The 24,694-nt window shown below is 37.8% G+C and carries 35 protein-coding genes and 2 tRNA genes; 5 read left to right on the forward strand and 32 right to left on the reverse strand.

Going from position 1 to position 24,694, the window contains the following annotated elements:
* Position 1: 1 nt before the first annotated feature.
* The 6 genes from AAH582_RS20610 to AAH582_RS20635 all read right to left on the reverse strand — a co-directional run bounded on the left by AAH582_RS20610 (position 2) and on the right by AAH582_RS20635 (position 6,301).
* Positions 2-172: a hypothetical protein gene (locus AAH582_RS20610; RefSeq protein WP_343320216.1), complete on the reverse strand. Its 171-nt coding sequence runs from the start codon at positions 170-172 to the stop codon at positions 2-4.
* Positions 172-648 carry a hypothetical protein gene (locus AAH582_RS20615; RefSeq protein WP_343320220.1) on the reverse strand — a complete coding sequence of 159 codons (477 nt, stop codon included), beginning with the start codon at positions 646-648 and terminating at the stop codon, positions 172-174. Before AAH582_RS20615 ends, AAH582_RS20610 begins: the two co-directional genes overlap by 1 nt.
* Before the next feature lie 165 nt (positions 649-813).
* Positions 814-2,184 (reverse strand): hypothetical protein, encoded by a 1,371-nt coding sequence (locus AAH582_RS20620; RefSeq protein ID WP_343320223.1) that lies wholly within the window; start codon positions 2,182-2,184, stop codon positions 814-816.
* Positions 2,174-3,967 carry a hypothetical protein gene (locus AAH582_RS20625; protein ID WP_343320226.1) on the reverse strand — a complete coding sequence of 598 codons (1,794 nt, stop codon included), beginning with the start codon at positions 3,965-3,967 and terminating at the stop codon, positions 2,174-2,176. Before AAH582_RS20625 ends, AAH582_RS20620 begins: the two co-directional genes overlap by 11 nt.
* Positions 3,968-4,020: 53 nt before the next feature.
* On the reverse strand, positions 4,021-5,421 hold the full coding sequence (locus AAH582_RS20630; RefSeq protein ID WP_343320229.1) for a hypothetical protein: 1,401 nt from the start codon (positions 5,419-5,421) through the stop codon (positions 4,021-4,023).
* Positions 5,422-5,497: 76 nt separating this feature from the next.
* The gene (locus AAH582_RS20635; protein ID WP_343320232.1) at positions 5,498-6,301 is read right to left on the reverse strand and encodes a terminase small subunit; all 804 of its coding nucleotides are present in this window, start codon (positions 6,299-6,301) and stop codon (positions 5,498-5,500) included.
* Between the two features lie 256 nt (positions 6,302-6,557).
* Here AAH582_RS20635 and AAH582_RS20640 point away from each other — a divergent pair, with 256 nt between their 5' ends.
* Positions 6,558-6,812, forward strand: coding sequence for a hypothetical protein (locus AAH582_RS20640; protein ID WP_343320235.1), 255 nt, complete (start codon positions 6,558-6,560; stop codon positions 6,810-6,812).
* A 98-nt stretch (positions 6,813-6,910) separates the two neighbouring features.
* Here the strand turns inward: AAH582_RS20640 and AAH582_RS20645 are convergent, their stop codons facing one another.
* Positions 6,911-7,096 carry a hypothetical protein gene (locus AAH582_RS20645; protein ID WP_343320237.1) on the reverse strand — a complete coding sequence of 62 codons (186 nt, stop codon included), beginning with the start codon at positions 7,094-7,096 and terminating at the stop codon, positions 6,911-6,913.
* Positions 7,097-7,544: 448 nt separating this feature from the next.
* On the opposite strand from AAH582_RS20645, the gene AAH582_RS20650 reads away from it, so the two are divergent.
* Positions 7,545-7,739: a hypothetical protein gene (locus AAH582_RS20650; RefSeq protein ID WP_343320239.1), complete on the forward strand. Its 195-nt coding sequence runs from the start codon at positions 7,545-7,547 to the stop codon at positions 7,737-7,739.
* A 28-nt stretch (positions 7,740-7,767) separates the two neighbouring features.
* The gene (locus AAH582_RS20655) at positions 7,768-8,037 is read left to right on the forward strand and encodes a hypothetical protein (protein ID WP_343320241.1); all 270 of its coding nucleotides are present in this window, start codon (positions 7,768-7,770) and stop codon (positions 8,035-8,037) included.
* An 18-nt stretch (positions 8,038-8,055) separates the two neighbouring features.
* Here the strand turns inward: AAH582_RS20655 and AAH582_RS20660 are convergent, their stop codons facing one another.
* From AAH582_RS20660 to AAH582_RS20675, 4 genes are all read right to left on the reverse strand, one after another.
* Positions 8,056-9,114, reverse strand: a complete 1,059-nt coding sequence (locus AAH582_RS20660) for a nucleoid-associated protein (protein ID WP_343320243.1) — start codon at positions 9,112-9,114, stop codon at positions 8,056-8,058.
* 253 nt (positions 9,115-9,367) lie between these two features.
* Positions 9,368-9,439, reverse strand: a tRNA-Phe gene (locus tag AAH582_RS20665).
* Between the two features lie 282 nt (positions 9,440-9,721).
* Positions 9,722-9,813: transfer RNA gene (locus AAH582_RS20670), tRNA-OTHER, on the reverse strand.
* A 233-nt stretch (positions 9,814-10,046) separates the two neighbouring features.
* Entirely contained in the window at positions 10,047-10,496 is a 450-nt protein-coding gene (locus AAH582_RS20675; RefSeq protein ID WP_343320245.1) for a hypothetical protein, read from the reverse strand.
* A gap of 129 nt (positions 10,497-10,625) precedes the next feature.
* Between AAH582_RS20675 and AAH582_RS20680 the strand changes: the two genes are divergently transcribed.
* Entirely contained in the window at positions 10,626-11,243 is a 618-nt protein-coding gene (locus AAH582_RS20680; protein WP_343320247.1) for a hypothetical protein, read from the forward strand.
* A 34-nt stretch (positions 11,244-11,277) separates the two neighbouring features.
* Here AAH582_RS20680 and AAH582_RS20685 read toward each other — a convergent pair whose 3' ends face one another.
* The 21 genes from AAH582_RS20685 to AAH582_RS20785 form a co-directional block, all read right to left on the reverse strand.
* Complete coding sequence (locus AAH582_RS20685) at positions 11,278-12,564, reverse strand: PcfJ domain-containing protein (protein ID WP_343320250.1); 1,287 nt, start codon at positions 12,562-12,564, stop codon at positions 11,278-11,280.
* A gap of 3 nt (positions 12,565-12,567) precedes the next feature.
* On the reverse strand, positions 12,568-12,927 hold the full coding sequence (locus tag AAH582_RS20690) for a PcfK-like family protein (RefSeq protein ID WP_343320253.1): 360 nt from the start codon (positions 12,925-12,927) through the stop codon (positions 12,568-12,570).
* Between the two features lie 79 nt (positions 12,928-13,006).
* Positions 13,007-13,558: a hypothetical protein gene (locus tag AAH582_RS20695; protein ID WP_343320256.1), complete on the reverse strand. Its 552-nt coding sequence runs from the start codon at positions 13,556-13,558 to the stop codon at positions 13,007-13,009.
* 10 nt (positions 13,559-13,568) lie between these two features.
* Positions 13,569-14,657 (reverse strand): DNA polymerase III subunit beta, encoded by a 1,089-nt coding sequence (gene dnaN, locus AAH582_RS20700; protein WP_343320259.1) that lies wholly within the window; start codon positions 14,655-14,657, stop codon positions 13,569-13,571.
* 31 nt (positions 14,658-14,688) lie between these two features.
* Positions 14,689-15,030 carry a hypothetical protein gene (locus AAH582_RS20705; protein ID WP_343320261.1) on the reverse strand — a complete coding sequence of 114 codons (342 nt, stop codon included), beginning with the start codon at positions 15,028-15,030 and terminating at the stop codon, positions 14,689-14,691.
* Positions 15,031-15,041: 11 nt separating this feature from the next.
* The gene (locus AAH582_RS20710) at positions 15,042-15,239 is read right to left on the reverse strand and encodes a hypothetical protein (protein WP_343320265.1); all 198 of its coding nucleotides are present in this window, start codon (positions 15,237-15,239) and stop codon (positions 15,042-15,044) included.
* On the reverse strand, positions 15,232-15,435 hold the full coding sequence (locus AAH582_RS20715; RefSeq protein WP_343320268.1) for a hypothetical protein: 204 nt from the start codon (positions 15,433-15,435) through the stop codon (positions 15,232-15,234). The genes AAH582_RS20710 and AAH582_RS20715 overlap by 8 nt, the downstream gene beginning before the upstream one ends.
* 3 nt (positions 15,436-15,438) lie before the next feature.
* Positions 15,439-15,738, reverse strand: coding sequence for a hypothetical protein (locus AAH582_RS20720; protein WP_343320271.1), 300 nt, complete (start codon positions 15,736-15,738; stop codon positions 15,439-15,441).
* A gap of 2 nt (positions 15,739-15,740) precedes the next feature.
* Positions 15,741-16,688, reverse strand: coding sequence for a hypothetical protein (locus tag AAH582_RS20725; RefSeq protein WP_343320274.1), 948 nt, complete (start codon positions 16,686-16,688; stop codon positions 15,741-15,743).
* Positions 16,657-17,403, reverse strand: coding sequence for a hypothetical protein (locus AAH582_RS20730; protein WP_343320277.1), 747 nt, complete (start codon positions 17,401-17,403; stop codon positions 16,657-16,659). Before AAH582_RS20730 ends, AAH582_RS20725 begins: the two co-directional genes overlap by 32 nt.
* 109 nt (positions 17,404-17,512) lie before the next feature.
* A complete protein-coding gene (locus AAH582_RS20735; RefSeq protein ID WP_343320280.1) occupies positions 17,513-17,821 on the reverse strand; it encodes a hypothetical protein in 309 nt (102 codons plus the stop codon).
* Positions 17,822-17,855: 34 nt separating this feature from the next.
* On the reverse strand, positions 17,856-18,248 hold the full coding sequence (locus tag AAH582_RS20740) for a hypothetical protein (protein WP_343320283.1): 393 nt from the start codon (positions 18,246-18,248) through the stop codon (positions 17,856-17,858).
* Between the two features lie 6 nt (positions 18,249-18,254).
* A complete protein-coding gene (locus AAH582_RS20745) occupies positions 18,255-18,470 on the reverse strand; it encodes a hypothetical protein (RefSeq protein ID WP_343320286.1) in 216 nt (71 codons plus the stop codon).
* Positions 18,471-18,472: 2 nt separating this feature from the next.
* Positions 18,473-19,195 carry an MBL fold metallo-hydrolase gene (locus AAH582_RS20750; protein WP_343320289.1) on the reverse strand — a complete coding sequence of 241 codons (723 nt, stop codon included), beginning with the start codon at positions 19,193-19,195 and terminating at the stop codon, positions 18,473-18,475.
* Positions 19,195-20,112 carry a recombinase RecT gene (locus tag AAH582_RS20755; protein WP_343320292.1) on the reverse strand — a complete coding sequence of 306 codons (918 nt, stop codon included), beginning with the start codon at positions 20,110-20,112 and terminating at the stop codon, positions 19,195-19,197. The genes AAH582_RS20750 and AAH582_RS20755 overlap by 1 nt, the downstream gene beginning before the upstream one ends.
* A gap of 19 nt (positions 20,113-20,131) precedes the next feature.
* Positions 20,132-20,356 (reverse strand): hypothetical protein, encoded by a 225-nt coding sequence (locus tag AAH582_RS20760; protein ID WP_343320293.1) that lies wholly within the window; start codon positions 20,354-20,356, stop codon positions 20,132-20,134.
* A complete protein-coding gene (locus tag AAH582_RS20765) occupies positions 20,356-22,353 on the reverse strand; it encodes an AAA family ATPase (protein ID WP_343320296.1) in 1,998 nt (665 codons plus the stop codon). The genes AAH582_RS20760 and AAH582_RS20765 overlap by 1 nt, the downstream gene beginning before the upstream one ends.
* A gap of 5 nt (positions 22,354-22,358) precedes the next feature.
* Entirely contained in the window at positions 22,359-22,643 is a 285-nt protein-coding gene (locus AAH582_RS20770) for a hypothetical protein (RefSeq protein WP_343320299.1), read from the reverse strand.
* 82 nt (positions 22,644-22,725) lie between these two features.
* A complete protein-coding gene (locus AAH582_RS20775; RefSeq protein ID WP_343320302.1) occupies positions 22,726-23,025 on the reverse strand; it encodes a hypothetical protein in 300 nt (99 codons plus the stop codon).
* 1 nt (position 23,026) lies between these two features.
* A complete protein-coding gene (locus AAH582_RS20780; RefSeq protein ID WP_343320304.1) occupies positions 23,027-23,269 on the reverse strand; it encodes a hypothetical protein in 243 nt (80 codons plus the stop codon).
* Between the two features lie 5 nt (positions 23,270-23,274).
* The gene (locus AAH582_RS20785) at positions 23,275-23,838 is read right to left on the reverse strand and encodes a response regulator transcription factor (protein ID WP_343320305.1); all 564 of its coding nucleotides are present in this window, start codon (positions 23,836-23,838) and stop codon (positions 23,275-23,277) included.
* 181 nt (positions 23,839-24,019) lie between these two features.
* Here AAH582_RS20785 and AAH582_RS20790 point away from each other — a divergent pair, with 181 nt between their 5' ends.
* On the forward strand, positions 24,020-24,694 hold the full coding sequence (locus tag AAH582_RS20790; protein ID WP_343320306.1) for a LexA family transcriptional regulator: 675 nt from the start codon (positions 24,020-24,022) through the stop codon (positions 24,692-24,694).

A 24,694-nucleotide genomic window follows, 5' to 3' on the forward strand; every position in this document is an offset into this window, starting at 1 on the left:
ATTATTTAGATTCTTCAGTTGATGTTTTTGTAGGCTTCTGAGGTTGCTGAGAGACAAAAACATAACTCTTCGCAACTATGGAATTAGATTGAATGGTCTCCCATTCTTTAACAGAAACTTCTTTTTGAAGTCCTGATCTAACATGTTTGATTAAAATTTTATTATCTGCCATTATTGAGCTTCTTTAGGAGTTTCGACTTTTATCTTCCAGCCTCCTTTATCCGCAGGCAAACTATCCCACGCCATGCGAGGAAAGTGACGCTCCAGGCCGTTTTTTACCGCAATAACTTCGTCTTTCTCTTCCTCAGTTGTGTTGGCTTTTGGATCAAAGAGAAGACCATCTTTACTTTCCAGTAATCTATTATAGTGTTCAACATTGCCCTTGCACTTCTCAAGTTCAATTGTCCCATTATTAACGGCCTCCAACAATGTTGAATTTTGAGAAACAAGAATACTTTTATCAGTTTCTAGCTCATCAACTTGAGCTAACAATTCCGACTTATCATTCTCTAATACTTCAATTTGGGTTTTAAGAGCTGTAATCTCAGCTTCCTTTGATGCCAAAACTTCTTGCTGATTTTGGTCCGCAAGTGTCGATTGTGATTTGTTCTCGGAAGTCTCATTGCTCCCTGGTGTTTTTGGTGCCATAAGTTTAAATATTAATACATCAATATTTTATACAAATATATTAATATATTTTATTGACGAATCAATATTTTAAAATAATTTGTATATTTGTGATATGGATGCGCGGGTCCTGAATAAGGAAACAAGCATATAGCAAAGGCAGTTAGAGATAACTGCCTTTGTTTTTTATTTAAATCTTGACCTCTTTACCCAATCCCAATTGTTTACAATCTCAGTTTTAGCAATAGTTACCGCCCTATCTCCTTTAATCAGGATAATATCCTTTATCCCGTGGAATCTTTTTGCTTTACCGAACGTAGAATGCAAAAGTGTCTTTAGTCTTTTGTTGGAATAGCCTGCATCTGTGATATCAAAGACAACAGAAGCCCCACCTTTTTTAATAACATCCGACGCCCCATTTTGAAAACCGTTCTTAGATCCGGACTTCAATACCTTGAGATCTGAAATGAGACCATTAACCTCAAATTCAGGATTCTTTACCTTATTTTCATTGATCACCGGTCGAATCTTGACTTTATACCCATGGTCGGCTAACACTTTAGCCTTTTCAAGATTCACTTCCTGGTCTTTTGGATCATGATCTGGATGAACTTCCACCAGCCCGCCTTTATCGTTTTTATACTCATCTTTATAATCAGCTTGCTGTTTTAGGTCTGGACGCAAAACGAAAGCCATTTCATCAGTTATATAATCAGGTGTGTGGCGACAACCAAAACCTCCGCAATGGACTAATGGATCATAATTGGGCGGCTTCGCAGTATTATCAGGTTCATCGGCCCAGGTCTTAGCCTCCTCCGTCGTGAAAACACGACCATTCTTCCGGATACAAAAAGTTCTAGACGTTTTTATTAAGCCGCCATTGTAAATAAAATACTTGAGTTTAAGATCCTCAGACAACAACTTCGATTGAAGCCTATCAATCTGAGAATAGGTGTCATAAGCATAATTTCGGTAGAAGCGCTCGAATATACCCAGTTTTTCCGGGTCACCCTCAATTAGGGTCCTCAAGCTTTTACGGAATGACTCAACTCCCGAATTAGCTGCAGCGCCTTGATGCACATATTCTTTAAGCTTCTGCGACACTTCTGGAGCATCAAATAAGCCCTGCATATAACCATCGGTAATGAGGTTTCCATCCTTATCAAATCCGAGCCTATTGAAAACAATCTCCTTAACCTGATCACTAGAAGCTTTGAATAATTTCTTATCCGAAGTAATCGAGCCATAGTAAACTATATTTTCCGATACAATATGTTGGACGTTACTCACCATTCGCTGAATAACCTCAATAAATGACTTTGATTTTATTCGTTCAATTATTTTGTCCAACCGCTGGATCATCTTGCGATTATTCTCGGAATAACTGATTTTCCCCTCCTCAACTTCTAATTGTTCGAGCATGGCAAAAAGAAACTCTTGAGCAAAATCATGTTGTTGGTCAGCAATCAACTCTTCTAGCTGCTGTACAGCCTTATCTATCCAATCAGCTTTCTCCGAGATACGCTTAATCAGCCTACGAACTTCCCTACTTGTCATCTCTCAAAGGATTAAGATTAAGTGCAGGAGATACCGGCTTCAATTGTTTTTCAAGCTCGTCCAAATATTTATTAATAATGTCTTCTTGTTTCACAAATTGAAACTGCCAAAATCCAGTATGTTCCTTTTCTGCGTTGCGAAACAGTCGCTCAAAATTCGCATAGAGTATCTTCTCACGAAATGGCACCAGGTCAAGTGAGATTAATGTAGAGATCTCGCTTTCGGTTTTGCCCGGAAAGGGATAAAACAACTGCTTAACTTGATATTTGGCGTATTCCTCTGGCTGATCGATAAATGTTTGTTCAGCAATGTCGTTATTTAGCTTTGTACGAACGAAGGAAGGCGCTCCGGAATCGTTTGCAAATTTCAGGTCCTCTATCAGCTGAGCTGTAGTTTTCAACTTGAATTGATTTGGGTATCGCATATCGATAACCAAATCATCACTTTCTGTTTCTGTAATAGTTGCAATCATTTGCACAACAGTAGACCAAACTGCCGATATTTTTTCAGCGAACGGGTGTAGTGTATCATAAACATTATCCATGTCATGATCTCGTTCGGTAGCTGTGGCAACTGTGGTCTTTTTAATCAACGATAGAGTATTAAAAACTGTTGCATGTATCTTCTGTTCCCACTTATCAAGAATCGTTTCTTGAAACTCAAGGATGTCGATCTGTGGCCCCTTATAGGTCATCAGTTTATCAATATCAACCATATCCTCTTTATTCCTAGGAATTGGAAGGTAAACAGCATCCTGAGCAGACGTATGGACGGCTACACCAGTACCTTTACACATCTGGCATGTATTTCCGTCATGATCCACTCCCCCTCTACATGGAGACGATGCTGTTCCTGTACAAGGCTGAACATACTGAAACTTTTGAGGGAAAGCATGTAACGTTTTGCTCAAGTCGGCCTCTGAATCTAAATTGATAGATTTCTTAAAATAAGGAATAGCTGCGTGAAATGGATTGACATAGGTCACTGACTTGGTTCGTTCATCACCTAGGTACCCGACCGGGAATGCCGGAACAATGTCCAACAATGTCTCATGCTGCCGAACTGCATAACGTTCCCCTCCTTCTGTTTTCCAGCTTAATTCGTTGCTCTGAAGAATATAGTTATCAGATACGCGCTCAAAAGCAATAGTGAGGCCAATGCCATATAGCGTATATTTAAAGCCGTCTTTTTTAGTTTTCACATCATCGTCTAAATATTTAATTGGTTTTTTATCCAATAGCCAACTGAGCGTATTGTTGACGTATGAAAAATTGATAGCCTGAGAAGACGGTATCTCATACGGGTATGGCGAAGCACGCTCATAGTTGTTATCGAAGGCATCCCATTCAATTACGATAAAAGCATTGGGATCTAAAAAAGACAAAGATTTGAACCTAGTCAGCAACCAATAATCCAATCCTGAATTTTGATTTTCCGAGGAATAGAAGGTCATTATCTTATCGGTCAAAATATCGATATTACTTTCATCCAAAGATTCTATACGCTTAACCAGAGGATCCGTACGCAGAACTTTCTCAAACGGATTCATAACACTCTTAGAAAGCGCCTCGACGGTAGCAATCGTCAGTTCAACACGCTGTCTAAAGGCATCTTTATCTTCCCTAAGTTCATAGCGGTGAAGAAGGTCAACAATAGACTCCCCTGTAACTAGCTGAGAATACAGCTTCGCTAAAGCGCAAACACGTTTGTAATTAGGATGGGTAGTTTTTTTCTCGATTGCATCAGTGATGATTTTCTTTCCTTCTTCGACCGTTAATAACATAATTTCAATATTTTAAACAAATATATTATTAATTATTATTGATATATTAATATTTAAGCATTAAAAATATCCTCGCATAGTTCGCATACAAAATACTCCATGGCATCAGTGGTGTGTCCGTATTTCTGATAGGTTTGCTTAGTTACTGGATCCTTAACAACTTCCTTCAATTTACCATCAGAGCCAAGTTTTAGATATTGGAAATCCCTGATTAACTCAGGGCAGCCCTTAGGATCAACTCTTATAATAACATGGTGAACCCCTCCTTTTAGGATCTCTTGTATAAACTTCCTCCGCTTCAATACCGATGGATTTCGTCTCATAGTCCTATCAGATCCATTAAAAATAAGACCGTGAAGTTCAAATTCAACATCGTCATATATACGATACTCGCCTTTTCCTGGTACTCGATTGTGTCCAGAGCCATCGCCATAATAAAAGACAGTATTCACCTTACCGGAGTAATCTGCTTTAAACTGAGTCACGACTCCTTTAACATCATTTTGCGGTGATTTAAGGCAATACTCTTGAAAAAAGCGTATTTCCTTTACTTGAATTAACTTCAAACCCTCACTGAAGTCATCGAAATATCTATGCTCAGAATCCACCCATTTTGCCATTGTCTCAACCTGAGCGCAGAGCATAGTCATATATGGCAGCACATTGAAGTCAAATGTGAGATGAACGGGCTTGTTATCTAAGTACGGCGTAGAGAGTACGTGCTGCAGTCGATCAAACTCATCATAGAATTCACCTCCTGTTTGGCTAAACGGATATCCAAAAACAAACTTTAAAGCATCGCCTTTTGTAAGTGTCTTTAAACGATTATCAATATAATTGCGCGGTAGATTATGCGCATTGTGGTGGGTCGAATAAATAACTATGGCCTTCCCGTCGATCTCTTTATAAAAGAAGTCGGGGAAACTAGTGATCTTCTCCAGAATTTCAGCATCGAACTCATGAAGCTGAAACATGTCGATTAGCCACTCTGGAGTAGCAACTGCCGGAGAACTGTTTATGCATACCGGGTTGAATGGTTCATAAGTGTCACTCCCCTCTTCTAAATAAACAAGATTTCCATGCTCATCAATATAAAGTCCAGGTTGCGACATACGTCCCAATATTACCGAGGTTAAAGCTTCCTCTTTAGTGTCTTTTGTCTCATCCAGTTCTGCCCATCCTAATTCCTTGCCATCGTGTGCAGCATAATTATCCAAGGATGCAATATATATTATTGCCCCATTACGAAACGAAATAATACCATCATATCGATCATAAGCCTCATTAATTTTAAAGTGTGCTGGCGGCTTTTTATTAATTACATAGACTCCATTTGGATTACGAATCCTGTCATACTCAGTAATATTAAATTCTTGCTTCCAAACCTTACGCACAGCTACTAAGGTCGATTGGGACAGCTGCTTGTAAGTATTGGCTGCAATCATGCCGCGCATCTTAGGAAAGTTCTTTACGTAGTACCCGGATTTAAAACCGATCATATGGGACTTGCCAACACGTTGGCCCGCCATATTAAGGGTTACCGGCTTCCGACTGAACAGAACTTTCAGCTGTGGTTGGCTGAATGTCGGCATCTACCCTCCTTTCGATTACATTAACTGTTAAGTTTACTGGAGCCATTGGATCTGGGGTAGCTGGATCGGTTGGTTCACCGTTTTTATCTAAGTTTTGAATTCGGTTAGTGAAGAATCCAAGTTTGTTAGCAATGTTCACAATCATCTTATCAGCTGCAAACATTTCGACTTTTGGACCAAACTCACCCCATTGGAAAGACTTGATCTTTCCTCGCTCTTTATCTTGAGTAAGCTTAACCAAATCGAGTTCAACAGCGTCATATGTTTCCATTTCAAAATCTTCGTATTCCGCATCCGGCTCACGTTCCAACTTAATTTCTAACCGAAGAATTTCGTCTTCCATGCGTTCAAGTGATTTTTGGTATTTAGCCAGATCATCACCTACCAGCCCCTTACGAGCAACAAACATATTTTCTCTTAAAAGCTCTTCTTTCTTCTTATCGATCTGAATTTGAAGTGGCCGCAAAATAGGCTTTGGTCTCTCTTTCTGGACAATTACAAAGTAATCATTCATTGAGGACTGAGCAATATCGGCCATCAACTTGGATACTTGAGCAGCATTTAGGTCTAAGGATTCCAATCGCCTTGCAATTGCCTCTACTATGTCAGGTTTGGTAAGGTTCTCACATCCAATGGATCTAGCTGTCTTAACACTATAGCCAGCTCTTATAGCCGCTTGTGTTGCATTAAAGTCCACACAATACTCCTCAACGAATCTTATCTGTTTTGCTGTTAATGCCATAATAAATAAACAAAGACGATTGATTACAAATATATTAATATATATTATTGATACATTAATATTAAAATTACTTTATACCCAAAATGTGGAAAAGTCTACTTAATTTTTATATAATTTACCTTGACTTAATAAATTGTGAAAGATATATTTGTAGAAAATTGTTCTTAAATAGAAAGACTTTCAATTTATTAATGTTTCTCCAGATAAAGTCAGTTATGAAAATATATAACCTATACTCATAGATTTTAAAGGAAGAATGGGGCGTAAAAATTTTAAATGGGATAGTACGACAAAGCTATTTCGGTTAAGTGCTAAGTTGAACCGGATTCACCCGATCTTAGTAAGATTGAAACATTCAATAAAGAAGGAGGTCTTATGTATGGCTGAGCAATTTATTACAAAGAATGGAAAACTCTATAAGGTTATTATAACACCTTATATTACCAAAAACGGTAAGAGAGTTTACCATCCTAAGGGCGGATACTACCGCTTCGAGGTTGAAGTAAAGTAACCTCGTCGGTAGTAGCAATCGAATTCGTAGTGTGACCGTCCAAAGTAACAGCTACAGGATTCGTAGGAAGATTGAGGGTTTGTCTCCTCGATCTTTTTTTATTTTAATTCAGATATTATTTCAATATTGAAGCCTTCATCAATAGGAAAAATAGTTTCCAAAAAAACTCTTGCATCTATTAACCAGTCATATATTAGATTAGTACCTTTCACTTCCATTGTGTCTTCATTAAAATAACAAGGAATACCGTAAATCTTAGCAATATGTGTGAATCTGGATTTCATAAAACCTTTCTATTTACTGTAAAGAACTCTTTCTATTTTGATTTTGTTAATAAGCTTGTCCTTATTTAGAGACAGTTTTGATGTTTTGCGTTCACAAATTAAACACTTATGTGCTTAAAAAGTGTCATCTAACCGTTAATTTATATTTGTTCTAAATAAGGTGAACCACAATTTTGAACCCATTTTAACCAATATATCAAGCCTTTACAAGTAGCACCTAATTTAAATATTTATATAAAATTTTCTACAAATGGATAGTTCACCGTTTTTAAAAATGACGAAAAATCTATTTATTTACCCCCTATATTACCAAAATTATGCCAATAAAATACCCTATAATGCCATAATTTAGTCGTTTAATACCCCTATAAGTCCTAATTAATCCTATGGCTTCCCGTAATTACGGGATCCCGTAAATTAATATTGATTCGCATTTAGATCTTTGGATATGGAAATAATTAGCAAAGAATACATTTTGCAGGGCACTAACCGTATCGTTTTTGAACCTGCCCCCGACAGACTACGTATGAGAGTTTTTATTGGTACAAATCACAAAGGTGAAAAGGTAAAGGTTTATGTTCATCGAATCGAACAAATCAATGAGCACGAAGAGCCAGTGGATAGTGAAATGGACGTTTTTTAATTTAGTGGGGAAATATTACATTTGAAATATGGAGAAGTACAAGACGCAGCGCCAAATAGATTACGAACTTGCAGGAAAAAGGATTTATGAAGCAACTCAAAATGATACAAGGATCAAAGAATTAAGGGAACAATTGAAATCGCTTTTGGTGAACTTCGCAGTACATGGTTTAGTTAATGGTGAGCTTTATCCATTCTTTACCGACAAGAAGATTCAGGATGCTTACGATCGCACCGTCTCTTTGATAGAGGAAAGACATGAGGAGATAAAAGAACAAGTTTTTAGAGACTACCAATAACGGTGGTCTCTAACTTTATCATGATTCGTTTTCAAAATATAACTTATAATAATTCATACCCTTCTCTTCATCATATCCTCTTTCTATGTACTCACGTTTTCCATGGATATGAACATGAAAATTCTTATCCAACTTAATAATTGATTTATATGAGGATTCCATTTTCTTAACTGCCTTTTCCGCGATCTCGAAAGTTTCTTCAAAAGGAGCTTCAAATTCCGTTTCAAATCCAGATCTGAAATTCTGGAAAATCTCAACTGCGTGAGGATCTCCTAGCACTTCCTCTTCAAATTCCTCCTGGACAAAAGTTTCTTTCTCCTTGAAGTATTTCATTGATCGATTCAAAAGGTCGATCTTATCTGCTCGTTCCAATTCAAAAGTGTTGTCCAATTCACCCTGCACAAAATCCTTCACAACTTTCAGATAATTTCCAGTCTGGTGATAGTTGTCATTACGAATCCGGAGCTGCAGGAATTCATCTTTCCAGTAGACTGCCTCTTGCTGCTTATTTGTCTGATCGAGGACCAGGACTTTATACCCTTCATCTCCCTCAGTATTTACGATTATGCAACCCTTATCCAGCTTATTAATATTAATCGCCTCCTGCTCATACTCCAAATTGAATGCCCCATGCTCAGGATAAACTTTCAAATATGTTTCCTTATTCTCCGATTTGAAGATTCCGATCGCATCAAGCTCCTCACCCTCTAATTGGATATTCTTCAGGGCGACAACATAAAATTCTCCTCCTTTGATCTTCGGGTGGCTTGATACTTCATACAAGAACTTTGCGAGTTGCTGGGATAGCTCATGAAATTGCAATTGGCCATTAAAGAACTGTTTTGCGAAATAATAAACTTCATTTAATTCCAGCTCTTCATTAGGATGGAAAAAGCGATATACTTCATTGACCTTTGAAAAAGGAGACATAAAGTATTGCATCAATAAGCCTGGAATAACTTCGTTCTTGGATAGATCAACTGGGTTATCCGAAAGAATGTAGAATTCATCTTGTGCCTTATTACCCACCCGGTGGATAGAGAAAGCTTCAAAACTTGAATCTTGGTGAAAAAACATTTGCGTGTCGTTTTTGTGTTACTTTTATTAAATTAAAAAGCCCGTCTTTCCGGGCTGTCAGGTGCTAACGTTCGGTATGGATTTACAGTCCAACCATTGTTTTTCCGATTTGTCACTCTTAGGCTAACTCATCGTTGCCGAGTTATTCCCGTCCGGTCATGTCCGTATCTCTATTACTGTCCATGAAGTCAACCGTCTCCAGCTCTATGTAACCCAACTCGGTTAGCACCGTCTCTGCTATCTATGAGGGTTGTGAAGGCAACCGGGATCGAACCAGTGCGCATGGATTTTCAGTCCACTGCTCTACCAACTGAGCTATACCTCCAAAAACAGTATCGCAGGGAAAAAGGACGATGAAATGGGACAAATTGTACAAAACCCGTTGGCGCCCTTGGGAAAGCATTTATTCCCCCCTTTTTGCTTCATTATTTACTCACCCCAACCCGTGGGGAATACTGTTTTTTAATTTCTTAAAAACCGAGAGGGACCGGGCGATCCCCTCGGTAGCCATATATTAACCTATTTTATGAAAAGACTCTTTCTGGATACTGTTTAATTTGAAAGTCTCTGTCGATGTCAATTCACCGCCAAATACCCAAGAGACTCGTGGAGAAGACTGGACTCGAACCAGTGTTGCCACGGGTTATTGATTTTTCAATCCTAGTACCAATGGTGTCCTTACCGCTAAACGACTTCCCCAGTCCCTTTTATTTGTTATCGTACATCCATCACAATAAAGCGGAGTGATATTTTTTTAAAGCAAGGCGGTATAAAGAACGAATATGCCAATGAAACCAACCGCCCGCTTTATATTTTAAGAAGCAACTGTCGCAGGGAAATAGGATGTGTCCATCCTTGGCCGAGCATTTGCGGCACCCCATATTGCGTTTTGGTTCGCTCACCCCACACGTAGGGAACAGTTGCTATACATCTTAATATCCCCAAACCAAAAGACCTGCATCACGCATTTCCTGATTGGTTCTTTGGGATATATTTGTAAGCATCTTAAATTCTTCGTGAGTAATCTTGCCATCGCGGCCTTTCCATCTCTTTTTCAATGGGCGAACACAGATACATTTTATATCCAAGCTTTCGCACATCTCAACGATTTTTCTACCAACCTCGTGATTAGCTCCAGTTTTAGAGCCAATACGAGAAGCTACCCGAGCTCCTTTGGTTTCATTATGAAAGTTTGACTTCTTGATTAACCAGGAAGCTTCCACAACTACCTCACGAATTTTTGATTTTTCTAATTTTAACAGGTCAAATAACGAAAAGAAGGAAAGCACTGATAATTCTATTCCCTTGGTGACTTTGTTATAGATGGCAACTCCGCTCTTGTCGACGTCTGGATCTATACCAATTATCAGCGCTTTCTCCATATTCAAATATAAATATATTATTATATATTACAAATATATTAATATAAAAATTTAATTGAATTACATTAATCAAACAATAGTTTATAAAAACGAATAAATTCTTTAGTTTTAGCAATTAGCCATAATAAAATGAAAAATAAATATCAAAACATCATCTTAATCTTTGCTATAGCTATTATTTCCTTTTTTGCAGGAATAGCCTTCGTAAATAACTGGTTAGTCCTTAAAAAAAAGTATCCAAAAATTGATCTCTATGAGGTTCCATTCGATGCGAATGTATGGGGAACTGTATCTGATTGGGCGATGGTAATCGTAACTTTCTTTACCGCCTATTTTCTTGTAAAGACCTTTCTGGAACAAAAGAATGCAAATCAGCTAGCTCTAAGCAATTACAAAAAGCAAATTATGCCGCGGATCAGAGTCTCGAAACAACCATACCTTCATCCTCGTTCGGGTTTCTATTGTTTTGAACTTACTGTAGAGAAAAATGATGCAAGAAACATAACTATTGTCAATTACACCAACTTTATTCTTATGAAGGACTATGTTCCCCTTTTTTATGCATTCGCTGGAGATTCTATAACGATTAGATGCAGAAGTATTACTGTTCCAAATTCGACAGCAGTTATGACTCAAATATTCTCATTCACTTTCATGGATACAGACGGAAACAAATATTCGCAAAGCGTATTTGCACGAGACAGCAAAATAACATCGAATCTCCCTATCCTTGAAAAAAGTAAATAATGTTGCCCTCTCTATTTGTGAAAGAGCAACAAAATCAAACTCTCTTCTCAAATTTCCGTTGGCGCTTTTTAATCTGGTACATATTACTATTCAATATATTTACAATTGCATCATGATGATTAGTTGCTTTGTTTTGTAATCCCCGAGATTGAAGGATTTTAAAATTAGTAAGATCCACTTCGACAGTTTCTACAGGTTTCCCTTTAATTCGTGCAGACAAGACCAAAGAGTCTTTCTTCCTATAATAACCACCAGAAAAAACACAATGATGAAAACGGTCTCCTTCTTCAACAAACTCCGAGACAGAACGGAGAGGAACGATAGTAATATCTCCAGATGCAAATACTAAGTCGAAGTATTTACTCTTTTCCTTCTCATACTTTTTCTGACTTTCTTCCATATCTCTCTTTTTGGCCTCTAGAGCTTCGCGCCTTCTGATTTCTTCATGTTTTCTAATCGTTCTTTGATGATCCAATATTAGATTAACTGAACAAACGTATTTAGGACTTCTAAGATCTTTTCTAAGATGAGAAAGTAAACTGAGCTGATCCAGCCACATACCTGCATCTTTTACTGTGTAATTATTACGGATAGCTATTTTAATAGAATCCCAAAAACGTTCCACGACAATTTTTTTTTCTCCCAATCTTCCACGGAGCAAACTATATTGTTTAGCTTTTATAAGAGTTTCTGCTTTACAATCTTTAATTAATCCATAAAACATTTGATATGGGCTCAAACCATGGAAATTCTTTTTAAATCCGTTACGTTTTAAGATGGGGATAATTTTCATTTTGGGATATACCTTAGCTGGATACAGATCATATTTACCTCTATATTTGTCCCAATTTCTAATTTCATTATACCCTGAAAATGTATCATGATACCAGGAAAGATTCCTTTGCTTTCCAAAGATGGTTGTTTTCCCGTCTTCGTTCATCCATTGTTGAGAAACTTCCCAAATATTGAAATTAGGCGCTTCTCCAGATTTGTGATAACAGTAAATCTCAAAGTATCTATTAACCTGAAATCCCTTATGAGTGGTGATTATAGCCATCATACTTCTTTGCATGTCCTTTCTCTTTCGTGTGTCTTCTATTGTAAGTTCACGATTACAACAAGGACATTCCAATTTTGGTACAATTTGCACTCCTTGGAAAATATGCCCACAACTCAAGCACGAAATTTTATTTGATTTGGTTCTATAACCGACATGCTTTATACAGTTTTCAAAAGCCCAATACCTTTGTTCATTAGTTAAGGCAGGAATATCGCCTGCCAACCCTATGACTTGATGATGTAATTTAGTACGTGGTTTCATGATTTAGAATAACGATGTTTGGTGAGACGAAACTTTATCTTTTTTCTTTGCTTTAGCAGCAGGCGAAGGCACGGTTGCGAGCGCAGCGGACTTTGGATCTCCTCCGGAATGATTTACGATTCCAGCAACCTTTCCCGGATCCTTTATAGAATCTTCGTCATAGTAATGGATGGCCATCTGAAAAACTTCCTCATCCGTCATCATATTAGCCCCACTCTTTTTGGCTTGGGACATGATGTAATTCATACAACCTTCAATATTCTTGTTTGGCTTTTTTAATGTCTCAGCAAACAAATTATCTTTAGCAGCCACCTGTTGAAGGTGGCTCTCTACTGCTTTTTTTGCGTTATTTGATGCGTTCATGTGTTTAAATTTTGCGTGATTAAACCTGTGTTACTTTATTTGTATTTGACTTGGATACCGATTTTTTATAAAAAATCTTCTATTTAATAATTACCCGCACATTAAGAGGAAACCAAGTATTTGTTGATTCAGAACGGATAAACTCATTAAATTCCTTAATACGTTCCTTTAGGTTTTTGCTAGGTTCCCAATCCTCATGTGTTTCATCAGCAAAATACTCTAGATCTATTTCTCTAAAATTCGACTCTTGACACAATACAAGTTTTAAATCCTCAACATTTAAGGCGTTGTCTTCGCAATATGAAAGAATATCATCTAGTGAAAAAAAGTAAACATCATCATTAAATATTGCTAAAGGTGTTTCTCCATCCCATTTAACAATGGGATAACTGTCATATTTTAAGGCCCATTTTGTCTCCCTGCAGGATTGACAGTCCGAATAGGATCTAGATATTATGATATTACCGCACGAACACTTGGTATGTGTGCAATTAGACCATCTGGCCATATGTTCTGCGGCTTCTCCATCACCATAATATCGTCCATCTTTTCCCACCCAACCTTTGATATCTGTACGATAAGTGACAATTTCGTCAGAATCGTACATTAATATTTCTTTTTCGTCTTTCATGGCTTTGATATTATGGCAAATTTAAAGGTGCAATAATCACAGTGTAATCGTCGTTGTCGTCGGGGCGTATAATTCCAGGCCGTACATCACTCACAAGTTTGAACTTTATCGAATCAGAGTCATAGACAGAAAGGATATCAATCAAATACTTCGCATCAAATCCAATCGTTAAACTAGGTCCATTATTGATGATGGCTATTTTCTCACTGGCGGATCTCTTATAATCATTATCCTTACAATCGATCTCCATATCATCAGCCTGAACATGCAACTTAATGTGGCGACTTTGCGCATTGGCCATAGCCAAAAGTCGGTTCAATGTTCCCAGGAACAGAGATCTGTCAACAACTAAATAGTCGTTAAAATCCGGTGGGATTAAGGGGACATAGTTAACGAAAACGCCAGTACCGAGCACACAATAGAAAGACGTCGTTTCTGTTTGAAAAAGAACCTTATTTTTATTGTAGATCAGCTTTATGGTATCACCAATCAATAGTGGTTTTAGCGCTGAAATGGACTTCTTACTAACTAATAGATCGACATATTTATCCGAAGAAATGGAAGTAACAAACTCACTAACGATGTGTCCAATTGTCGAAACGAACTTAATAACCATCCCTTCAATTCTTATCAGAAGGAAACCCACCGCGGTAGATGAATCATCGGAGATAGTGTGAAAGGTTTTCTTTATGGCCTCGGTCAAAATACTTGATTTTACCTCTATAGGATCCGCGACTTCCATCTCAGGAAGTTTTGGATAATCCTTTGGATCGAAAATTGGAAAATCGTAAACTCCTGTTGTCAAAATCAATTGTATCGAGTCACTGTTTTTTACGATAGAAACCATTGGCTCAACAGTCGATTTTAGAATGTTCAGAAGTAACTTTCCGTCGAAAACGACTTGACCATCTTCTTCCCCTTCTACTTCCACCGACGTTACCATTATGTTCTGATAATCGCTAGATATAAGTTCTAGTTCATTCCCTCTTAAAGTGAACATAACATTTGCGATGATAGGACGAGTTGGGAACGCTATTAAAATAGATGTTACCTGCTGAAGAACTTTCTTCAGCTCATTTGTTTTTGCTTTAAATTTCATTTTGCGTGATATATTGTGTTACTATTAATTCTTATGCTGGAAACTCTATCTCCAGCTGGATGCCATTTTTATTAGATTGAGGAACATCCATTTCAAAGTCATCCGCTTCTATCCTTTTTCCCAATCTTTCGAGTTTTTCTACCCTGTGTTTGGCAACTCTACCGCTAATGTTAGGAAAGATCAATGTCATCTGCTCCATAAGTATGCTAACATCAGCCATCTCTTCTGCCAAATGATCTAGTGATTCTTCACTGTTTTTTCTGAGTTGTTTGCGTGCAGCTAAGGCCAACTCTGTAGCTTCTTCCTGAAGCATTTCAATTTGAGCGGGTACCCCCCATTTCTCAATAGCGTTAAATAAAATTTGTCTACTCATTTCTGCGTGTTTTATAGATTTTTAAGTCGTTCTTGACATTTTTGTATTAGCTCTTCAGGATTATCTCCCTTTAAGCCGTTTACGCTTTTTGTTGTCGCGTAATAGTAGCTTTCCCCCTCCGGGTCCGTTCGTACTTGAGCTCGAATTTTTCCACCATCTGGAAGATCAAATTCTACTCTTGGCCTAACTTTATTACTTTTTCTACTCATTTAATCGCTTCTTTAATTTCACTGATAATTTTTCAAGCTCATCAATAAAGTCCTGAACTTCCGCAGGCGATTTAAAATAATACTCCAATTCGCCTTCGCCATCAGAAACGCCAACAGTTATCTCATTGTCTGCTGTCAATTTCATGTATACAGAAGAGTCATAATCCTCGCTACTGTATTTGATTGTCTTTTTCATCTTTTAAAATAATTGTGTTTGTCCCCTATATTTTTCCGGGTTATTCTTGATATCGAAAGTTGTCCCTACTCTCGCCCTCACCATATTGTCCCAAGCCAGATCTCTTGCTCTCCAGGATTCTTCAACAAACTTTTCCGTTTCCTCCCTATTGTTGAAAAACGAATACTTGCTCCTAATCCCTACCGTCTCCCATTCATACCTGTATGTCAGAAATATTATGTCCTGGTGATTATGGTCTTTTGGGAGAAAGTGTTCCAAGAATTCCTTAAGATCTTGCATTTCACTGATCGGTTTGAATCCCATGACTAGATATTTGATTCGTTAACATAATCCGAGATTTCTGCTCCCATCTCAACCAGATCCGCGAAGAATTGATTAAGCGCTAATCGCAGTGCTTCTGCCAATACCAGGGCTTTCAACCGTGAATGCCCATTTTGATCTAAATAGATGAAAAGAGCTTTAGCCTTGATCATCTTTTCAGCGTCCTTCGCGTCGATATCCCCATCAATAGCTACCTGCTCTAGAATTTTAGCCTGCCCTTCTGTCAATGCTTCCAGAGGATTAGTAAAGAGCCTAAGAGTTTTAACCTCATTTAGGTGTCTCTCCCGATCCGAAGATTTACCAGCCATTTGCCGCCCCTTTACCGCCAAAGCATTTTGAATTGCATCGTATACAAATTCCCATCTTCTCTTATTCGAGAAACTTATCACGTGGAACTTTTCATCCAAAACCTTGTACAGGTAATTCCCAATATCATTGAATTTACCACTGGCTTTAAACTCGGAGAAAGCACGCTCTAGCAAAATTAAATCACGGTCCAAAATTTCTTTTTCAGTAGGAAGTTTAACTTCTTGTTGACTTCCCATCATCTCTTTTGCCAATTCCACCCTCTCACGGCTCGCAAGATGCGCTTTTATAAACTTTATGACACTTACCACACTTAAACCATGATATTCGCCATAATCACCTAAAACACCCTTCTCGATCACGACAGGAATTTCCGACAATCGAATATTCGGGGTCGCTTTTTTTATTTCCAGTGAGACAGACGAATAGATGTGCTTCATTTTCTCCTCTTTGGAATTATACCCCAAATCGTTTACGGCTTTTATCAATGCTGGAATCACCACTTTATCCAATTCCAACCGTGAAGCCTGTCTAGCAGTCGGCGAGGAAAAAATATCCACCGTCAAAGCAAGTCCATTAGACAATTGCGTTTGATTAGTATTGATCGTTGTAAGCTCCGTTTTCATAATTTTCCATTATTACATCGGCAGCAACATCTTTCGCCGATTTTGGTGTTTCACTTTGAATTTCTAATCCCAATCCCAAAGACTTCATTTTCGCCACCCAGTTTGCGAAATGTCGTTTGAAATCTTTTTCGGTCGCTTCCTCGTCTCCCTGTGCTAAGCAGTGGGTACAAAATTTTTCAAACCACTCTGGGACTTCTTGAGGAAGAATTTTATTTTTCATTCCAACCTGGTCAAACCAACTTTGCGCGCCGGCCAATTTTTCTTTTAATTTTTTAATTGGCTGCTTACCCAATGAAGAAAGATCAACCCCATTACCTTTTCCATACCCTTCACCTTTTTCAACATCAAAATTTTCATCATCATCATCGGAATACGACGTAGGAGTATTCTCTTTATTTTCTATTTCTCTTTCACTTTCTCTTTCACTTTCTAAAGGTGGGTTGTTTTGGGTTGTTTTCTTGGGTTGTTTGGGTTGTTTTACCTCTCCATTTTTAGCATTGCTATTACCTTTAGGAGCTCCGCCTTTTTTCCCATTTTCCCTATTTGCAATTGCCTTACGTAATCTCGAATTGACACTTGGATGAGTAAGCTTGTCACCGTCTTTGACAAGAAAATCGATAATCTTACTCCAAATTTCATCCTTGATCGTAGTTCGCAACCGACCTTCCACTAAGCCTTTATTGTCTAATACAAATCCACCATTGGAATACATCATAAATATGAGTTCCAGATAGACGTATCTTTCAAAAGGCGATAGAATGAAATAGGTATCGGATGTCCACCAGTCCTTTGGATAAAACGTGAATCCTAGATTTCCTTCCATACTAATTAAATAATGTCTGTCTTTCCTTTAATTGGTACTCGAAAATCCCGTTGGATATCTTTCCCCTTCGTTTCTTCTCTATAATATGGGCACCTCCAGTTTTCTTTCTTAAATTTCTGAGCTGAGCAGAAATAGAAGACTCGGGAAAACTCACCAATGGATACCTAAGCTCAAGCTCGTCTTTTATCTCGGTCAGTGTTCTCCACTTACCATCTCTCATAAGAGCAAAGATTCTATCGACCTGCGATTTCAATCTTTTGTAATCTACCTGAGCATCGTAATTGCTCCCAGCAAATAATCCTTCTAACATTTTGACCTCCTTTTGCGTGTTATTTGTGTTACTATTAAGTTGTCTGATAGCCAGCCTGCGTAAGCTCTGTTTTCTTCCATGAGAGCACTGACCGAAGAGACTCGATAGAATGGGATAAATTGCGTATATATCGTTCATTCAGCGTCATATAATGGATTTCCTCTTTAGCAAGCATAGCGAACAGCATTTTTTTATCGGTAGCAGTCAATTTCGCATGCTCCTGCTTCTGGACCAATTCCCCAATCTTGGCATTATACATTTGTTCAGCCAACGCATAAGCATAAGTCGCATTAGATTGAAGCGCGCATAATTCCATTAATTTGCCCAATACTTCATCTGGATTATCTTGGTCGATCTGTTGTTCTATTGCTTGGCCAATCAAAGTGCTAAGTTTGATTAGGTCGCTCATTGTTGCTACTGTATTCATAATATTCTATTTATTATCAGCTAATACTCTTTTTACAATATCTCCGGAATCCCCAAACCAATAAGAATCTAAATCGTGTGGGTTATGTGGGTCATCCATTGCCTTAAATGTCCTTTCCAAGATATTGATGTCTCCATCAATTGACTGACGTCGCTTTTTGAGTCTGTCAATGGCATCTCCAATACGGATCTTATCTTGACTTTTTTTGATGTTATTCGCCATAATTAGAATGGTGTTTTCCCAAAATGGATCTCCATATCTTTTTCAGCGATATGGACAGAGCATCCGGTTTTTGTTTTTACTCGGTTTTTAAACTCTATCGCGTGACTATTCCTATCAGACAAGTGAATAAGAACGATGTTATTGACAGCGCTTAAATCATGCGCATCCAGGAATTTTTCACACGTCTCAATACTCATATGCGACTGCAATATTCTATTGCGGAGAAAATGTGGATCATTCTTTTCGTCAATGATATCTTCACTATAATTTGCTTCCACAATTATATTATTCAGACCAGGAAATAAATGTTGGCAGTAATAAGTATCCGTTACGAAGCAAAATTTCCCAGTCTCAACATGATGTATCAGAAAACACACACATGGAACATCGTGGTTAACTGGGAAGGCAATTACTTTGAATTGGCCAATATTGTAAGTTACTCCAGTGTGAAGAAAGTGAACTCTATGTCCAACAAGTCCTGCAGCCTTTGCAGTTTCCTCCAAACAATAAACGTCAATTCCAGCCTTCAAAAGATCTTTTGCTGAACCAGCATGGTCCATATGACTATGGGTTATTAGGCAGCCAACAATTTTATTAATGTTGAAGTCCAAGGCTGCTTTCACAGCCTTGATTTTTACACCTGCGTCCAAGAGCAGAGCCTCCTCGTCATTGTGGATCAGATAACTATTGCCTGCCGATCCACTACCTAGAATATTTAACTTCATTAGATCGGACATTCTTCTGATGGGACATTAGCTGTGGATGGTGTATTAATTTCACCAGTATCAGTATCCACAACAACAACGGCATCCTCAAAATCTGCAACATTAGTATGTGCTTTTTCCTTGATTTCTTGTTTTACATCGGCGGAAACTTTATCGGTTTGCCTACCTTGCAACAAAGTGCTATCATCAGAAGAACCAGCTTCAATTTTTAATGCACGACCGATCACCGTTTTCTCAGCCATCTGATCCGGAAAATTATTATGGGCTTTAGAATTACCCTTAGATCCCCCCATAGCCCATGCTGTTCTGATCTGAGCCATGGTCATGATTTCTGTATCGAATGACCCATCATTATAGCTGACGACAGCGTAAGCTCCCACGATTTTATCTTTATCGATGTTAGCCAATTTTTGGTCGTGCTTTAAAACCTTTTTACGACCAGTTGATGAATCAATCTCGTAAACAAACTCGTCGTCTTGATAGACTGTTACTGCATTTACCTCCTTAACATTTGCAGTTCGTTTGGCAATCGCGATATCTCCAATATAGGAGCGATCAAATTGCAATTGATTCCCGTAAACAATGAATGATCCCTGACCTTTTGAGATAGACAACCCTTGGGTTACCATATCTAAGAAAGCATTAGAAATACTTGCAGGTGTACAGACATCTAATGCCGGCCTATCATTGCGATCCTTTACTTCAATAAGATTTAGCCAAGCCGAACGAACTGCATTTTCGGGAATATAGTTAGCCGGCAAAACCAGGTCACCTGTAGCCTGAATCTCCGCTACCCTTTGAAGAACCTTTTCGACGGTTGCCTCAGTAAATTTTTTAACGGCAGCATTATTTTGCGTCTGAGGCACTTGCCCCTGTTGCTGCTGTTGATTTTCATTTGCTAATTGATTGCTACTCATTTTGTGTTACTTTTTATTGTTATCTAACTGATTTTAAAAACTGATTGATCTGAACTTTCTTTGATTCTAACCCAGTACTTGAGATGCTGTAAGAAGACCCTGTCGCTTTGTTGATAGCGTTCAAACAAATTTGTATTTTCTCGATATCAGTGAACGGGATTGGATTCCTTTCTTTTAATCCCACAATAATCTCAAGGGCATGGAGCATTTCTAATGCGGCCTTTTCAACTCTTTCCTCATCCATTATGCGACCCTCAAGTTTTTATCCGATTCAGAAACTACCAATCTCACAGCCTGCGATTCCACGTCTATAAACTTGGTGATTGATTCAGCATTGTCAATAAATACCGGCGCGTGGACCCCATAATATTTTGACAAAGTGTTAATAATATCAAGACCAGCGTTAATACGTCCAGCAGTATTTAGAACTGACCATGGCACTCCCCCTAACATTGTCTCGCATGTTTCATCTTCACCACCGTTAATTTGCTTGTTGAACATCTTGAACGTCACGTGTTGGAAGAGACCATTTATCCTAGCTTCTACCGTGTCGATTTTTTTACGCGTAAATGCTTCAATCGTAAATTCTTTTCCCTCTTCTGCAGCCAATTCTCCCGCTAGACGTTTTTCGTCGGCCTCAAGAGCTTTAATACGCTCTTTAGCTTGATTGATGATGAATTCTTTTGATAATTCCCTTTCCAATTCACGAACCTCCCTTTCAAGTTCCGCCTTTTCATTTTGCTGCTCAGTAAGATCGACCACTGGGGCTTGAGGAACTTGTGATTCCAACGATTTTATATCTCCCTCAAGCTTTTGATATTCTGGATTGTTGCTAAGATGCTGATCAAGGGTTAGAGAAGGAGATGCCACTTTATTTTCAAACTCTTCTAGTTTTGCACATAATTCCAGCCCTTCTTGTTTCACAGCGGCAACTTTGTTTGAATTATCCGAAGACTCTAAACGTTCTTTTTCTTCTTTGAGAAGATTGGCCTGCACAACAATTTGTTCTAATTCTTTAGCGAATGAAGCTACTTTCTCTGCTTTTGACTTATTAAAGTTGACTAAAAGTTCATCCTTTTTAGCGGCTATATCATCATCAGAAAATAAACGCTTGCAAGTAGGACACGTATCAAAGTGATTATCAAACACGAGCTCCTCTGCTGCTGCAGCTTGACGTGAGGCGTTAACGGAGTTCCAAAGAGTTCTTTTTTCAACAATTTTTTGATTGACAGTTTCAAGTTCCGATAGGCGTAATTTATTTTGGGATTCAAGTTGTTCAAGCTCCGCCTCTTTAGCCCGAATCGCACTTGTAATTTGTTTGCGTTCACTTTCTATACCTGAGTCTTCCGATTCCAATTGTTGTTTATAATTATTTTCAATTTTGGTCATTTCTGACTGGATATTGAAAATTTTTTCCTGGTGCTCACGGATCGCTTCGTAAGCACTATTCATTGAATTTGACCTATCAGCCATTTGCGTATCCAGAAAAGTAATGCGTGCATTTTTCTCATCGATTTGACGACGAATTAATGACGAGTCCCCCATGGAAGGAATACCTTTATTTACTTCATCGATTCGAGTAGGTATCTGCTCAAGATCATCCTTTTTCTTTTTTCTTTGAAGAGCAATTTGCTTTTTGTACTCCTCTAAAGTCTTACCATTAGTAAGCTGAGTCAATATTTCTAAAAATTTAGGATTATCGCCTGCCACCTCTTTATCAGTTACGTTTCCTGCAATATCGAAAAGAATTTTCCGACGATCTTGCCATTTCAACGAGTTGAAGTACGCGGGATTAGTGATTAATTTGAAAATCTTTTCGTCAATTAGACCGGATATCTTTTTAGTAAAATCACCTTGAGGAATTGGTGCCTTATCCCAGTAATATTTCGTTTCATTACCTGTATATACAGCTTCCTCAGAACCTTTAGGTTTAGTCCATTTTTCTCGAAAAACTCGTTTTAATTCAATATCCGAACCATTGAAATTAACCACTGCTTCAACCTCATGATCTTGTCGATTTAATGATTGATCAACAGTGTTTTTGATATCAAAATCTTTACGGTCTTGAGAATCTTTACCGAAAAACAACCAATGCACGGCGTCTGATATTGTTGTTTTTCCTGTAGCATTATCACCAAAAATATTAGTGATAGTATCATTGAAAGCGATTGTCTTGTTTTTAATACCTTTAAAATTGACAATGGTCAATGATTTAATGAAAAGTGTTTTTGCGTTACTCATTTGTATTACTTTTTATTGTTAATTATTTGATTCGCAGTCGTCACAAGGTTATCCATATTTTTTGCTCTTTCAGCAAGTACCGAAGCGCAATGTTCGGAATTGAAACCAATGAGAACAACGATAACTGGGCTATGATTGGCTTTCGTTAATTCGGCTCTGATATATTGGTTCCAATCATTAAGGCCTTCCATTGGATTATTTTTATTATACTCCAAAGGATAAAGGGATTTTTGCACTCCCGGCGCAACCTTATGCTTTGCTGCGTCTAAATTTTTGTTTAGCTTTGCCATAACATTTGTTTATTTGCGTGAACATTTGTGTTACTTATGATCGATTATTTGCGTGATCGTTCATTTGTGTTACTAGGGAGATCTATTTGCGTGGGTCTCCCATTTTGTTTCCTTGGCCGTAAACATCCATGCAGTTATTTATCGGAATAAATGTTGGACGATGGACGTTTATTTGCGTAAGCCTGTCTTTACTTTTGTTTACTGCTTCATCAAAACCTTTCTGATATTGCACCGAAACCCATCTGTTAACTCTTTCCATTCTTTCAGCATTCGGATCTATCTTCTTTTTGCGTGTTGGTTTTGAAGATTGAAGCTTTAACTTTTCGTTTTCTTCCTTTAGCTTTGCAATTTGGATGGCCATTTCTATTAAGGCCTGCTCCATACTAAGCTGTTCTTTCTATTTCTAGGTAAGGAACCGTTTCACCATTTTCGACAAGCTTCACTTTTTGAGTAACGAACTGTCTTTCCGGAAACTTTTTCTTCATCCTTCCGTAAATAATTGCCTGCACTGACCTCGCTTCCTCTTCTGAAACATAAGCTTTGCCTTTTGGCTCAATCTTAGAAAGCTTCTGGGGCCAAGATTCTACGACCTCCCCAGCCATTTTAGTAATTTGCGTGTTGTTCATTTGTGTTACTTTAATATTATTCCCTTTTGGCTGGCAAATACTGCTAAATGAGCCTTATTTGTTAAACCTGTCTTTTCTCTAATATTTATAAGATGGGAGATAACAGTATCAACTTTGATATTAAGCTTATCAGCAATTAACTTATCTTCCAACCTAACATATTTCAATACCTCCATTTCTCGCCTCGTGAGGATGCCGTTCGCGCATTTTAACGCTAAACAAAGCTTACCCTCTGCTTTGCATTGTCCTCTTAATGAACATTCCACATACTCCGATTGACATACATTTCCTTCGGCATCTATGTCAGGACCATCATCTAATCCTCCGAACCGACACCAACAGAATTTATAATCGTACAACTCCGGAGTTAATCCATCCATTTTGGCTAGCTCTTCCAAGGCTATGGGATCATTAAGCATTTCGGTTTCTACCTTTTTTTTTACATATTCAGGAAAATGTGGCCATTGATGTATGCGCCAATCATGTGAGCAGTAAAGAGCCCCGTCGTCATCTTTCATAAATTCGACTCCTTTGTCGATCATACCTGCATAAATTCTTTTATTGCCCATATCCTCATATTTTGGGATTTTAACCCTTTACAATTATTAATATGTTTGTATTTATTATTGGTATTATATGTAAAGCCAGTAATAAATATTATCTTCGTGTAACATTGTTATACAAATATACAAACACTTTACAATTTGTAAAATTATAATTTACATTTTGTAAAAAATAAATACTAAAACCTTGGAAATCAGCGGAAAAAATTTAAAATTAATGATCAAAGGAAGTGGCTTAAGCCAAGAAGACGCAGCTAAGCTGATTGGGGTCAGCCGTCAAACGCTTGTCAACTGGTTTAACATGGACATTGTAAGCCCGAATATTTTACAAAATGTAAAACTGAAGCTCACACCTCATTTAGATCATATATTAGTCAATATTAATAAGCCTGATCAATCCAATGATAGCAATATTATCATACAAAAAGAAGACGAACTAAATCAAATACCTATGTATAATTTTCCTGCTGCTGCCGGAGAAGTAGAAGTATATGGTAATCCTAACGACGTTAAAATAGTAGGTTATTTGAATATTCCTGGAGCGCATAAAAATAGTTTTGCGTTGCCGGCTTATGGCCACTCAATGTATCCTACTATAGCGAATGGAGATTGGGCTGTAAACAGACCAATAGAAGATACTACAGAAATTGTTTGGGGAGAGATATACTATATTGAATGGGCAGATTACAAAATGTATAAAAGATTACTCACTGGGGATAACGAAGATGAAGTTATTTTGTGGTCGGACAATCAAACCGATATGATCGGTAATAGACCAAAATATTCACCAATTACAATCAAGAAGGAAAAAATTCGGAAATTATGTATTGTTACTGAAATATTGAAGAAACCAAATTATTAA

It is taken from the genome of Sphingobacterium multivorum (assembly GCF_039511225.1).
Classification (GTDB): Bacteria; Bacteroidota; Bacteroidia; order Sphingobacteriales; family Sphingobacteriaceae; genus Sphingobacterium.